12 protein-coding genes are annotated in these 12722 nt (G+C 68.1%); 6 read left to right on the forward strand and 6 right to left on the reverse strand.

Annotated features, from left to right (window positions below; all coding sequences use genetic code 11):
- Positions 1 to 20: 20 nt before the first annotated feature.
- A complete protein-coding gene (locus tag EV651_RS10555; protein ID WP_133784646.1) occupies positions 21 to 905 on the forward strand; it encodes a helix-turn-helix domain-containing protein in 885 nt (294 codons plus the stop codon).
- A 28-nt stretch (positions 906 to 933) separates the two neighbouring features.
- Here EV651_RS10555 and EV651_RS10560 read toward each other — a convergent pair whose 3' ends face one another.
- Both EV651_RS10560 and EV651_RS10565 read right to left on the reverse strand, forming a co-directional pair.
- Positions 934 to 1203, reverse strand: coding sequence for a hypothetical protein (locus tag EV651_RS10560; protein WP_133784648.1), 270 nt, complete (start codon positions 1201 to 1203; stop codon positions 934 to 936).
- A gap of 253 nt (positions 1204 to 1456) precedes the next feature.
- A complete protein-coding gene (locus EV651_RS10565; RefSeq protein ID WP_133784650.1) occupies positions 1457 to 2479 on the reverse strand; it encodes a zinc-dependent alcohol dehydrogenase family protein in 1023 nt (340 codons plus the stop codon).
- A 159-nt stretch (positions 2480 to 2638) separates the two neighbouring features.
- Between EV651_RS10565 and EV651_RS10570 the strand changes: the two genes are divergently transcribed.
- The gene (locus tag EV651_RS10570; protein ID WP_133784652.1) at positions 2639 to 3517 is read left to right on the forward strand and encodes a helix-turn-helix transcriptional regulator; all 879 of its coding nucleotides are present in this window, start codon (positions 2639 to 2641) and stop codon (positions 3515 to 3517) included.
- A gap of 1 nt (position 3518) precedes the next feature.
- Entirely contained in the window at positions 3519 to 4220 is a 702-nt protein-coding gene (locus tag EV651_RS10575) for an SDR family NAD(P)-dependent oxidoreductase (protein ID WP_133784654.1), read from the forward strand.
- Positions 4221 to 4296: 76 nt separating this feature from the next.
- Here EV651_RS10575 and EV651_RS43235 read toward each other — a convergent pair whose 3' ends face one another.
- Complete coding sequence (locus tag EV651_RS43235; RefSeq protein ID WP_370352445.1) at positions 4297 to 4386, reverse strand: hypothetical protein; 90 nt, start codon at positions 4384 to 4386, stop codon at positions 4297 to 4299.
- Positions 4387 to 4754: 368 nt separating this feature from the next.
- Here EV651_RS43235 and EV651_RS10585 point away from each other — a divergent pair, with 368 nt between their 5' ends.
- Positions 4755 to 5708 carry a hypothetical protein gene (locus EV651_RS10585; RefSeq protein WP_133784656.1) on the forward strand — a complete coding sequence of 318 codons (954 nt, stop codon included), beginning with the start codon at positions 4755 to 4757 and terminating at the stop codon, positions 5706 to 5708.
- Positions 5709 to 5826: 118 nt separating this feature from the next.
- Positions 5827 to 6240: an ester cyclase gene (locus EV651_RS10590; protein ID WP_133784658.1), complete on the forward strand. Its 414-nt coding sequence runs from the start codon at positions 5827 to 5829 to the stop codon at positions 6238 to 6240.
- Here the strand turns inward: EV651_RS10590 and EV651_RS10595 are convergent.
- The 3 genes from EV651_RS10595 to EV651_RS10605 form a co-directional block, all read right to left on the reverse strand.
- Complete coding sequence (locus tag EV651_RS10595; RefSeq protein WP_133784660.1) at positions 6222 to 7037, reverse strand: NAD(P)-dependent oxidoreductase; 816 nt, start codon at positions 7035 to 7037, stop codon at positions 6222 to 6224. The genes EV651_RS10590 and EV651_RS10595 overlap by 19 nt on opposite strands.
- Positions 7034 to 7408: a MarR family winged helix-turn-helix transcriptional regulator gene (locus tag EV651_RS10600; RefSeq protein WP_202870263.1), complete on the reverse strand. Its 375-nt coding sequence runs from the start codon at positions 7406 to 7408 to the stop codon at positions 7034 to 7036. The genes EV651_RS10595 and EV651_RS10600 overlap by 4 nt, the downstream gene beginning before the upstream one ends.
- A 163-nt stretch (positions 7409 to 7571) precedes the next feature.
- Complete coding sequence (locus EV651_RS10605; RefSeq protein WP_133784664.1) at positions 7572 to 11330, reverse strand: S8 family serine peptidase; 3759 nt, start codon at positions 11328 to 11330, stop codon at positions 7572 to 7574.
- Between the two features lie 391 nt (positions 11331 to 11721).
- Between EV651_RS10605 and EV651_RS10610 the strand changes: the two genes are divergently transcribed.
- Positions 11722 to 12684 carry an RNA polymerase subunit sigma-70 gene (locus tag EV651_RS10610; protein ID WP_133784666.1) on the forward strand — a complete coding sequence of 321 codons (963 nt, stop codon included), beginning with the start codon at positions 11722 to 11724 and terminating at the stop codon, positions 12682 to 12684.
- The last annotated feature ends 38 nt before the right edge of the window (positions 12685 to 12722 follow it).

Consider the following 12722-nt stretch of genomic DNA (forward strand, 5'->3'; position numbering starts at 1 on the left):
CCTGAAAACTAAGGTCCTCGATGTCTGATCCGGCCGCGCTCGTGCTGCACACGCCCGAGCTCTGGTGTCTCACCGGGCCGGCACCGACGATGCGGCAGGCGCACTGCCACGACGACATCGAGCTCAACGTGGTGACCGACGCGCCGCTGCGCTACCTGTTCGGCGGAACGCTTGCCGAGATCCGTCCCGGCGAGGTCGGCCTGTTCTGGGCTGCGATGCCGCATCGGCTACTGGACAGTCCGGCGGACATGTCGCGCGCCCACGTCGGTTGGGCTCACGTCCCCGTGCGGACGGTGCTCGGCTGGAGTCTGCCCGACGCGGGCCTCGCCCGACTGCTCGGCGGGCGTCCGGTGGTTGCCCCGATGGAAGCAGCCGGGGTGCTGGACCTGTCCGCCTTCGACCGATGGACCGAAGATCTCGCCACTGGATCCGTCGAGCGGCGCCGAATCGCGATGCTGGAGATCCAGGCGCACATCCGGCGGCTGCTGCACAGCGTTCGCGGCACGGACCTGCCGTCTGTGGAGTGGGACGGTACCGACGACGGCGTTCGCCACGCCGCTCTCATGGCGAGATACGCGATGGCCCACTTCCGTGATCCGATCACCGCCGCCGAGGTCGCCACGGCCGCGCACCTGCACCCGAACTACGCGATGACCCTGTTCCGCCGGGTCACCGGCACCACACTCGGCGCGTACTTGACGCAGTGTCGCGTCGCCGAGGCGCAACGTCTGCTCCTCACCACGAATGCCACCACCGCGGCCATCGCCGTCGAGGCCGGGTTCGGCTCACAGAGCGGCTTCTACGCCACCTTCAACCGCTTGTGCGGCATGTCACCGGGCGCCTACCGCCGCCGCTCTGGTAGTTCCCAATCGGCACCGGACCGTCGAAATTCAGCTGGCGGCTGAGACACAGGCATAGGCCTGCTCGCCCGCTTCACACCACGTGAAGGTCGATGACAGCGATACCGGCACCGACGTAGATAGCCCGCCCGGTGAAGCCTGCCGGATCATCCGCGCGTGCCTGAGTGCCGCCGGGAACGGTCTGGTCGAGGCCGTACGTCGTCGTGTTCCAGTCGACGAAGGCGCCGGCGCCGCCCGCGAAATTGTCGCCGACCATCTCGTAGGCCATTCCGTCGGTATCGATGCCTTTAAGGGTCAGCGAACCGCTGATGAGCGGCCTTCCACCCCGGAACCTGATGGTCACCGGTCGATCCAGAACAATCACCTGGCAGTTGCCGTCACGGCACGCAGCGAGGTTCGTGCCGTCCTTCGTTTTGACCGATGCGGGCAGTCTCGGAGTCGGGGTAGACGTCCGTACAGGAGTCGGCGTAGCGCTCGCCGTGGCCGGTGCAGGTTCCGATGTGCGCGGGGAAGTTTCAGTTTCAGTTCCAGTGCCCGTCGAGCCGCAACCATTGGCGCTGTTCGCGTGGTTGTGGGCCAGAAGCGCGGTACGGACTTCAGGGGCGGAGTAGGACCTTGATGGCTTGGCGGGTGTCCATGGCGCGGTAGGCGTCGGGGGCCTGCTCGAGGGGGAGGGTGAGGTCGAAGACCTTGCCGGGGTCGATCTGGCGGTTCCAGATGAGGTCGATGAGGTGGGGCAGGTATTCGCGCACGGGTGCGGGGCCGCCGTGCAGGTGGGCGTGGGAGAAGAACAGCTCTTGCCCGTCCAGGCTGACGTCGTGTGCAACGCCGACGTACCCGACATGTCCACCGGGGCGGGTCGAGCGGATCGCCTGCAGCATGGACTCCTGGGTGCCGACGGCCTCGATGACGGAGTGGGCGCCGAAGCCACCGGTCAGCTCCTTGATCTGCCGTACGCCGTCGTCGCCGCGCTCCGTGACGAGGTCGGTGGCGCCGAAGTCGAGTGCGAGTTTCTGGCGGGACTCGTGCCTGCTCATCGCGATGATCCGTTCCGCGCCGAGCTGCTTGGCCGCCAGGACACCGAGCAGGCCGACCGCGCCGTCGCCGACGACGGCAACCGTCTTGCCAGCTCCGGCCTGGGCTGCCACGGCCGCGAACCAGCCGGTGGCCAGTACGTCGGACGCGGTGAGCAGACTGGGGATCAGGTCGTCGTCCGGCAGGCCCGGGGTGGCGACGAGCGTGCCGTCGGCCAGCGGGACCCGGAGCCGTTCGGCCTGGGCGCCCATGGGGTTCATCCACTCCCGCTGGACGCAGGCGGTCTGGTAGCCGGCGCGGCAGATCTCGCAGGTGTTGTCGGAGGCGGAGAAGCCGCCGACCACGAACTGGCCGGGCTCGAGGCTGCTGACGTCGCTGCCGATCTCCTCGACGATCCCGACGTACTCATGGCCGATCGGGGCGTTCGCGTCGAAGGGCTCGGCTCCGCGGTAGGGCCACAGGTCCGAGCCGCAGACGCACGTCGCGGCGAGCCGGATGACGGCATCGGTCGGCTTCAGGATCTTCGGGTCCTCCCGCTCCTCCACCCGGAAGTCACCGGGGGCGTGCATCAAGACACCGCGCATGATGGATTTGCTCCTTGCATTGATGAGGTCGCCGTACGACGACTGGACCGGCTGTTGCCACGTCCAGGTAACCGGCTGGCGGGGCGGGTAACGAGTCACTGGTGAAGGGTGTACTGGTAGTGCATCCCTCTGAGGTGCTGGTCGACGTACTGTCGGGGTGTGGACAACCGTGACGAGGTCCGCGAGTTCCTGGTCTCGCGGCGAGCCAGGCTCAGCCCGGAGCAGGCAGGGGTGCCCGCCGGCAGCAGGCGCAGGGTGCCGGGTCTGCGGCGCAGCGAGGTCGCCGCGCTGGCTGATGTCAGCGTCGAGTACTACGCCAAGCTCGAGCGCGGCAGCCTTTCGGGTGTGTCGCCCGCGGTGCTGGAGGCGGTCGCGCGGGCGCTGCAGCTCGACGAGGCCGAGCGTGCGCACCTGCTCCACCTGGCCCAGGCCGCCGAAGGCTCCGACACGCTCGCCCGGCCCCGAACGCGCTCCAGCAGGCAGTGGACCCCGCACCCGAGCTTGCAATGGACCCTGGACGCGATCACCGCGGGGCCGGCGTGGGTCGCGAACGGCCGCCTGGACGTCCTCGCCGCCAACGCGCTGGCCCGCGCCTTCTACACCGACCTTTACGCGAGCGGCACGAAGCCGCCGAACATGGCCCGCTTCCAGTTCCTCGACCCCGCGGCCCGCCGCTTCTACCCCGACTGGGACCACGTCGCCGACATGACCGTCGACTTGCTGCGGACCGAGGCCGGCCGCAACCCGCACGACAAGGACCTCCATGACCTGGTCGGGGAACTCTCCACGCGCTGCGACGACTTCCGGACCCGTTGGGGTGCTCACAACGTCACGCGGCACGGGACCGGCACCAAGCGCTTCCGTCACCCGGTGGTCGGCGAGCTCACGCTGAGCTGGGAAGCCCTGGCCATGACGTCGGAATCCGGCCTGACGCTCACCGTCTACACCGCCGAACCTGGCTCACCGTCCGAGGAAAGCCTGCAACTGCTGGCCTCCTGGGCCGCGTCCCACGACGACGCCGAGACGAAGGTCCTCTGATATGGCACTCGTCATGGTGACCGGGGCGGCCAGCGGGCTCGGGTACAACACGGCGCAGGCGTTGGCCGACGACGGGCATGATGTGGTCGTTCACGTCCGCAATGAGTCCCGTCTCAGGGATCCGGACCTGTGGAAGGGGGTGGTGATCGGCGATCTCGCCCGGGTGGACGAGATCCACGACGTCGCACGGCAAGCAGCTCGCTTCGGTCGCTTCGATGCTGTGATCCACAACGCCGGTGTCCTGGGCGCTCCCGACGTGATGACGGTCAACGTCGTTGCGCCGTACCTGCTGACCGCATCGATGGACAAGCCCGGCAGACTGATCTACCTCAGCAGTGGCATGCATCGTGGCGGGTCCACCGACCTGCGGCGGTTGTCGGCTGGCGGTACCTACTCCGACAGCAAGCTGTGGGTCACGACCTTCGCCTTGGCTGTCGCGGCCCGATGGGCTCAGACCTCTAGCCATGCTGTCGATCCCGGTTGGGTCCCGACCCGGATGGGTGGTGCCGGCGCCCCGGACGATCTGACGGCCGGGCACGAGACCCAGGCGTGGCTGGCCACCGACGAAGACGTGACACCGCGCACCGGCGGCTACTGGCACCACCGGCAAACGCAGCCACCACACCCGGCCTGCCACGACCAAGACTTCCAAGCCCAGCTCATCGACGCCTTGGCAAGCCAGACAGGTGTCCCACTCGACTGACCACACAGCCGACGGTTGAAGCACAGCTTCGACCGGGCCACCCTCGACCAGGACTGTCGCTCGCGCCGCATACGTGTCACCTACCAGAAGATGCCGGCCCCCAGTCGCTGAGTTGGGCGAGCACCGGGACCAGTTCAATGGCTGCCTCGGTAAGCGAGTAGGTCACTTTCTGCCGGTGCGTATCACCAGCGTCCAACGGTCACCGAAGATCTCCAGCGACATGGTGATCGGACATCCCGAGCGTCCGTTCTTCCGCATCGGTCCTCCAGAGTCGGTTCCTCTCGGCCTCCATGCCGGTGGCCCTGCCGAGCGACTACCCAACGAATACGGCTGACGATCGGGTCTCCCGCAGGACGCGATAAACGGCGAGCTGGTGATCCTGGGCGCCGACGGCCACTTCGCATGTTCTGTAGGCAGTCGGTCGGCGCTGCAACAAGGTGCAATTGCGGCGCGTTGTGTCCCTTGCGCGCGTTATGCTCGCGGACGGTCTCGAGGCTCATCGAGGTCGCTCTTGTCTTGAGGGGGATTCCCAGTATGAAACTGCAGCGCTTCGCGCTCGCCCTGGCCGGGGTCGGCGTGCTTGCCGCCGCGGCCGCCGCCGGCCCGGCCACCGCCGCCGTGCGGTCCGACCCGACGCCCGCGATCGCCAACCCGGCCAAGGGCAACCTGAAGACCACGCCGAACACCAAGCTCGCCTCCGGGGGATGCGTGCAGGACGTGGGCTTCAACACCCCGAAGCCGGGGATCAGCGACGTCCTGGTCACCCCGGCCAAGCCGCCGCGCGGTGAGTTCTTCGCCGACTTCCCGTTCGTCGGCACCCGTCTCAACACGACGTGGTACGGCGTGAAGACCGACGCGCACTTCTACTACCACAGCCTGTTCGTGCAGGGCGGCACGTTGTACCGCGGTGTGACCTATTTCGACACCGACAACGCGCGGCCGACGTACGCGCGGATCGGCTCGGGCTGGACCAGTTTCACCCAGCTGGTGACGTCGAACTACGCGATCACCGCGCCCAACCGCTCGTACCTGTACGGGCTGAGCACCAACGGCAGCCTGTACCGGTACGCGGCGTCGGGTGCGACCTTCCGGGCGCTCGGTCACTTCGCGGGCTTCAAGGGGTTCAAGGCGATGACGGTGGTCTCGGAAACCGCGACCTACGACACGCTGCTGATGACCACCAAGGCGGGCGCGCTCTGGACGGTCCGGATCCCGGCCGCGGCCTCGACCAAGCCGATCCTGAAGCTGGTCCGTAGCGCGGGCTTCGCGGCGTACGAGTCGCTGGCCGCCAGGGAGTGCGGTACCAGGGGCGGCACGCTGGTGACCGGTTTCGACAACGAGACCGACTCGGTGTACCAGTACGCGACGAGCAAGTTCAACGGCTCGAAGACCGCGGTCACGTCCTACGGCCGGGTCACCGGCGGCACCGTCCCGGGCACCGGCATCTTCTCGGTCACCGGCCACTGGAACCAGCTGGTTGGAGAGTGATCCTGCAGTAGTGCAGCACCGGGGGCGCCGCTTGATGCGGCGCCCCCGGCTTGTTTCAGGAGCTCTTGCACTGGATGTAGGTAACCACGCTGAGAGGTGTGATCTGGAAGGAGAACCCGTGGCCCACGAGAACCTGGAGTCCACGTACCTGGCGTACCTCGACGTATTGAACGGCCGGAGGTTCGACGAGCTGGACCGCTATGTGTGCGACGAACTCGTCTACAACGACAAGGTGCTGACGCGCCAGGAGTACGCCGACATGATCGCGGAGGATGTTCGCAGGGTTCCGGATCTACGCTTCGAGGCTCACCTGCTGTCCACTGGTGGCGACCTGGTGGCCTGCCGGCTCTGGTTCGACTGCACCCCGACAAGTACGTTCCTCGGCCTTGAACCGACAGGGAGGGCGGTCTCCTTCGCCGAGCACGTCTTCTACCGGTTCGAGGACGGGCGGATCGCGCACGTCTGGTCGCTCATCGACCGCGATGCGGTCGCATCGCAATTCAGCGGTTCGGGTCAGATTCTTCCGTCGTGACAGGCCTGGTAGGCGGTGGGGACCTTCGGTCGGAAGCCGAGGCTTCGAGCGAGGGAGATGTCCATGTGGCCTTGCCAGGGGTTGGGCAGGGGCTCGCCGGAGGATTCGTAGGTCGAGCCGACGAGTTGGGCCATTTCGTAGGCGGTGAGGGGTGAGTCGTCGGCAATGTTGACCGTTTGTCCGTCCAGTTCGCCGGTGAGGGCGAGGTTGATCGCGGTTGCGATGTCCTCGTGGTGAATGACGCTGAGTTTGCGGGCAGGATGCCATCCCATCTCGGCCAGTTGTTGCGGAGCCGCTTCGAGATGACCGTCCTGGTCGCCGTACACGAAGGGGAAGCGCAGGATCACCCAGTTCAGTCCGCTGGCGCGGACTTCCGCCTCGGCCTGGACCTTGCTGGCCGGGTAGGCGTGCGTCGCTGTCGTGGCGTCGGTCTCGCGACCAGGATGGGTGAGTTCTGGACCGTAGACGTTGGAGGTGCTGGCCAGCAGGAATCGGGCCTGGGGACTGATGGCTTGCGTTGCGGCGATCAGGTTGCGGGTCCCGTCCAGGTTGACCGCCCAGATCCGGGCTTCGTCCGTGGTGCGGAACACGGCGGCCAGGTGAACGACGGCCGTGACGCCGACCAGGGCTTTGGAAAGCGTCTCCGGATGCAGCACGTCTCCCTCAACTGGCTGAATTCCTTCCGGAACGGTCTTACCGGGACGCACGAGCGCTCTGCAGTCGGTACCGTTCGCGGCGAATCGCTTCAGCAGACGTGAGCCGACCAGGCCGGTGCCACCGGTGACGAGAATCGTCATGGTTGCTTGTTCTCCGTTCTGTGGTTGACAAGACGTTCGGTGGCTTCGCTGAGTACGCGCCGGGCGGTTGCCAGGTCGGTCGGATCGACGCCGGCGAAGGCGACGGTGGTGATCAGCTCGATCGGATCCGGGATCGTGCTCCAGAGGTCGGTGCCGGCCGCCGTGATGCGCAGGACCTTCTGGCGCTGGTCCGCGTCGTCGGCAAGCTGTTCGATCAGTCCCTTGCGGACGAGAACGCCGGTGATCGTGCTGAGTGTCGCTCGCTCCACTTCGAGCAGGCGGGTGACCTCACGCTGGTTCAACGGACCGTTGATGGCGAGCAACTGGAGCACGTACCACTGGGTGTGCCCGAGATCGTAGGGACGCAGCACCGAATCCATCAGAGCCCGGCTGGCCAGAAAGTATCGCTTGGCCCAGGCCCCGGCGCCGTCCAGATCAGGAGTTCGTATTCTGTTAGCCACCTGACAATCTTGTCGGGTGGCTAACAATCAATCAAGGGGTGGCGAGCGAAGCCCCGCCCGCCGCCCGCCCGCGTTACCTGAGCCCGAAGGCCCGGACGATCGTCTGGCTGATGCCGCCTCCGTTGCGCTGCTTGGCGGTGACCCGCACCGACACCTGCCCGGCCCGCGGCGGCGCCTGCAGCCGCGTCTCCCAGCTGCCCTTGCTTTCCTTCAGTTGCAGCCGTTGCCAGGTCGCCCCGTCGTCGTACGAGACCTCCAGCCCGACCGAGACCACGGCGTCCTGCCGGGCATTGCTGCCCAGCACCACCGGCTTGACGGCGAAGACCGAGTTCCGCTTCGCACGCCCGGCCGCGTCGACGTCCACGCCGTAGTCAAGTTGGGCCAGCGGCAGCGGCTGGTTCTCCGCCTCGCCGGACGTGAAACTCCACTCGGTGTGCGTGCTCGTCGAGTACGGCGTCAGCTCGGCGTTCCCGACGGTGTCGGCCACCAGGCGGTACGGCCGCTTCTCCGGCGCCAGGTCGCCCACGCCGAAGTCCGGCCGCGGGCCGTTCCCGACCAGCTTCTCGTCGCCCTGGTACAGCGCGAAGCTGCGCGTCATCAGCGAGTCGCCGCTGTGCGCGGACCCGCCGTCACCGAACCCGGCGATCATGCCGCCCATCGCGTTGCCGACCCGGTGCGGGAGCTCGAACTCGAGCATCCGCGGCCGCACGATCGGACCGAACCAGCGCTGGCTCTGCACGCTGCGCGGCTGGTAACTCGTGATGTCGGTGAATGTCGCCCAGCCGTTGATCGAGGCGTACTGCTGCCACTTCGCGCCCGCCGACACCCAGTCCGTCCGGTGCCCCACCGCGGGCTTCGCCGGGAACCGCGGCACGCGGATCGACCCGTACACGGCGTACGGGAAGGAAGCCGGCCAGTACTCGTACGCCGGGCTGTCCTCGCGACTCTCCAGGACCTGCTGCCCGTTCGGGGGAGCGAAGTCGTTCTCGATCCGGGCGAGGCTGCCGAGGTCCGTGGCCGCGGACGGGTCGTCCGGGACCTTGCCCTGGTGGTAGTCGACCAGGTCGTACAGGTACGACGGCACCGGGTTGGCCGAGACGGTCAGCTCGGTCCGGTGCGTGGTGAGCTTCTTGATCAGGGCCTCGCCGTCGTCGAGGGTGAGCGACGCCGTCGGGATCGGGCCGGGGGTCCGGCCGTCGGCTCCGCCGTACCAGTCGTTGTAGCGGCCGATGCCGTCGTTGACCACGAGCAGCATGGCCGCGCCGGCGGCGTGCGCCGCGGCGGCCTGGTCTGCGGGCGGTACGTCGATGCTGTTGCGGACGACGACCGCCTTGCCGCGCGCGGCAAGACCGGCGTACTCGGCAGGCGTGCCGGTGCCGGCGAAGACGGCCGTGAGGCGCGTTGTGCCGGCGCGGAACGCCGGGGAGCCGGGCTGGACGAGCAGTGAGTCGTCGAGGCTGCGGCCGTCGTAGCTGATCGTCAGCGGCGTCTGCTCGGCCCGGAACCGGGTGGTCAGCACGAAGCTGCCGGTGCGGACCTTGTTCTTCGTCGGCAGCGCCCAGAAGCTGTCGTAGTCCGGCGGCGGCATGAAGATCTCGTGCAGCGCCGCCCTGTCGTCGGGGGTCGGCTGCGCCGAGGTGAAGGAGCGGAAGATGTCGAACCTGCTCGTGGTGACGGTCGTCGGCTTCGGCGTGTCGACCTTGATCGGACGGCTCCGCGACGCGTCGAGGACGACGGTCCGGTCCGCGGTCAGGTCGACCTCGGGCGCGGTCAGGAAGGCCAGCCCGAGCGAGTGCGGGCCGTGGCTGCCGGGCACGTCCAGGGTCGAGACGATCGTGTACGAGCCCGGCGCCCAGCGGCTGGTGAGCTTGCCGTCCGTTGCCCACAGCACGGTGGACTTCCCGTCCGCGCCGGTGACCTCGACCTCACCGCTGACCGGCTTGCCGGCCTGGTCCTTCAGCTCGACGTTCAGGTTGTACTTCTTCGGCTCGACGGCCAGCCCGACGGCCGTGTGCACGGTGCCGGTCGACGAGGTCGCGATGACCTGGGCCGCGTACTGGCCGGGAGCCAGGCCGTTCGGGTCCGCCGTGAAACCGACCGCTGCGGTGCCCTTCGCGGGCACTGTCACCTGGTCCGTGGCGAGGCGGAAAATGCCGGCGTGGTCGGTGGACAGCCGCAGCGTGAGCGGCTTGTCCGTGGTGTTGCGGTAGCTGATCTGCCGCTTGACCGGCGTCCGGGCCGGCTTCGGCGACCACTGGACGAGCCCGGCGTCGACCGATCCGCTGGCGATGAGCTGACCGTGCAACGAGGCTGCCGCGACGTCGACGCGTCCGGTCCCCGCCTGGTACGGCGTGTACGCGGGCGTCAGCTTGCTGGTGCTCATCAGTGCGTCCTTGAGCTGCTGCCCGGTCCAGTCCGGGTGCTGCGCGGCGAGCAGTACGGCCGCACCGGCGACGTGCGGAGCCGCCATCGACGTACCACTGTCCGTCCGGTAGTAGCCCTCGCCGCCGTCGTTCGTGTATTGCGACCGCGCGGCCAGCACGTCGACGCCGGGTGCGGTCAGGTCCGGCTTGAGACCGTCGTCCATCAGCCGCGGGCCGACGCTGGAGAAGTCGGCCAACTGGTCCGAACCGTCCACCGCGCCGACGGTCAGGGCGGCGTCCGCGGTACCCGGTGAGCTGACGCTGTACGGGCTGCTCCCGGAGTTGCCGGCGGCGATCACGAACAGGGCACCGGTCTCGCCACTCAGCTCGTTCACGGCCTGACTCAGCGGATCGTCCTGGGTGTGCCAGGCCGGCGTCCCCAGGCTCATGTTGATCACCCTGGCGTGCTCGGTCCGCGCCGCCCACTCCATCCCGGCGATGATCCCGGAGATCGGGCCGGAGCCGCTGTCGCCGAGCACCTTGCCCACGATGAGATCGGCGTCCGGTGCGACGCCACGCTCCTGGCCGTCCGAGGCCGCGCCGGTACCGGCGACGGTCGACGCGGTGTGCGTGCCGTGACCGTTGCGGTCGACGACGTCTTCACCGGGCACGAAGCTCTTGGTCGCCACGATCCGCGGTGCCAGGTCCGGGTGTCCCAGGTCCGCACCGGTGTCCAGCACCGCGACCCGCACGCCCGTGCCGGTGACGCCCGCCGTCCACGCCGCGGGCGCGCCGATCTGTGCGGTGGTGTCCGCGAGCATCGTCTGCGCCTTGCTGTCGAGCCAGACCTTGGCGATCCCTGTCGCGAACGAGGGAGCCGCGGCGGTGCTCGCCTTCGCTCGGAGGCCGCTCTGCCCGGTCAGCGCCGACCAGAGCACGGCCGCTTGCGCCTTCTCGGCCTTGACGGCCGCGCCGTCGACCGACGGGAGGTCGACCGTGGTGGTTGTGCCCGGCAGCGCCGAGCGGCGCGCGGACTTGGCGGCCACGCCCGGCGAGCCCGTGACGACCAGCGGGAGGTCCTTGCTCCGGGCGTCGTCGTACCCCTGGGCCACCAGTTCGCTGACGTTGAACAGCTGCTTGTCGAGCTGCCCGGTCGCCAGGTACGGCATCGCGGCGCCCGGGTAGACGAACGTGTCGCCGTTCTCGACGCTGACCCGTACCGGTCCGGTCGACCGGGGAGCGCGTACGACGGCCTGCACCGACACGGCGCGGCCGGGCCCGCGTGCGACCGTGACCTTGTCTCCGGTGATGAGCGTGAGGTCGAGGGGCGTTCCCCCTGCCGCGGCCGCGCCGCCGGCGGTGGGGAGCGGTGGGGGAGGTTCGGCGCCGGCCGTCGTCGGAGTGGCAAGACCGACGACCAGGAGAAGCGCAGCGGCCGGCACGAGCAGCCGACGGGCAGAAGAACGCATGGTGTCCTCTCGGTGGTCAGGGGTGACCGAATCTGATCAGCACCGGGGACAGGTGTAAACGAATTGCCCGTTTTCGCCACCAACACCGGGATTTGGCAAGAATGGGCACAGCAGCTTCGGGCGATGACCTGCTCCGGGATGACGCCATGTGACTGACGTGACGCACGTCTCCGCCGGGCGGTGACGGTTTTCCGGCTCGCCGGTGGTCTTCATAGGTGACCGAACCCGACCATTCGCGGAGTGTGCAATGTCCCAATCCTTCAAGACAGCCGTAGTTACCGGTGCAAGCCGCGGTCCGGTTCGTCTCTTTGCTTCCACAACTGACGCCGACCACACGCCTCGAAGCGGGCTTCGATAATGGAGCTGACGACCATCTGGTGGAGGACTCGCAATGTCCGATGACGCGCAGTTCTCCGCGGTGGCCGAGCCGTTCCGGCCGGAGCTGTTCGCGCACTGCTATCGGATGCTCGGGTCGGTTCACGACGCCGAGGACCTGGTGCAGGAGACGTATCTGCGGGCATGGCGAGCCTTCGACCGCTTCGAGGGTCGCTCATCGGTCCGGACCTGGTTGTACAAGATCGCGACGATGGCCTGCCTGACGGCCTTGGAGACGCGTGCCCGACGACCACTTCCGTCCGGACTGGGTGCGCCGTCTGACGATCATCGAGTGGTTCTGGCCGATGGCGACTCGTCCGTGGCGTGGCTACAACCGCTCCCTGACCGGTTGATCGGCGGCAACGATCCGGCAGTTGTCGTCGCAGGGCGAAACGACGTACGGCTGGCCTTCATTGCCGCCCTCCAACACCTTACTGCCCGGCAGCGAGCCGTCTTGACGCTACGGGACGTACTGGCGTTCCGGACGGCCGAAGTCGCCGAGATACTCGATACCACGCCGATCGCGGTCGACAGCGCTCTGCGACGGGCTCGGGCACGCATGGCGGACGCGGGCCCGGTCGAGGAGGAGTTGGCGGAGCCGGATCAGGAAAGCGTGCGAGTTCTTCTGGATGGCTATGTCGAGGCGTTCGCCGCGGCCGATCTCAGCGCGCTGATGGAACTGCTGCGGGCGGATGTCGAGTTCGAGATGCCGCCCATCGCGACCTGGTTCACCGGTCGACAGGCGGTCGCCGGATTCCTGGCCAATCGAGTGCTTCGCAGGGACCAGTGGCGACTGATGCCCAGTAGCGCCAACGGTCAGCCCGCTGTCGTCATCTATCAACGCGCTGCCGACGGCGACTACGAACCATACGGCGCGCAGGTCCTCACCTTGATCGGATCACGCATCGCCCGCGTCACGGCATTCATCGATCCCACCCTCGTGCCGGCGTTCGGTTTCCCCCGCGTCCTCGCGCACTGACCTAGCGACCATCGCCCGCGTTCGAACTCGTTGCCCAG

The organism is Kribbella sp. VKM Ac-2571 (assembly GCF_004362255.1).
In the GTDB taxonomy this organism is placed as follows: domain Bacteria; phylum Actinomycetota; class Actinomycetes; order Propionibacteriales; family Kribbellaceae; genus Kribbella; species Kribbella pratensis.

Coding starts and splice junctions, on each gene's coding strand:
- EV651_RS10555 (WP_133784646.1), top strand. CDS start 21: ATGTCTGATCCGGCCGCGCTCGTGCTGCACACGCCCGAGCTCTGGTGT.
- EV651_RS10565 (WP_133784650.1), bottom strand. CDS start 2,479: ATGCGCGGTGTCTTGATGCACGCCCCCGGTGACTTCCGGGTGGAGGAG.
- EV651_RS10575 (WP_133784654.1), top strand. CDS start 3,519: ATGGCACTCGTCATGGTGACCGGGGCGGCCAGCGGGCTCGGGTACAAC.
- EV651_RS10585 (WP_133784656.1), top strand. CDS start 4,755: ATGAAACTGCAGCGCTTCGCGCTCGCCCTGGCCGGGGTCGGCGTGCTT.
- EV651_RS10595 (WP_133784660.1), bottom strand. CDS start 7,037: ATGACGATTCTCGTCACCGGTGGCACCGGCCTGGTCGGCTCACGTCTG.
- EV651_RS10605 (WP_133784664.1), bottom strand. CDS start 11,330: ATGCGTTCTTCTGCCCGTCGGCTGCTCGTGCCGGCCGCTGCGCTTCTC.
- EV651_RS10610 (WP_133784666.1), top strand. CDS start 11,722: ATGTCCGATGACGCGCAGTTCTCCGCGGTGGCCGAGCCGTTCCGGCCG.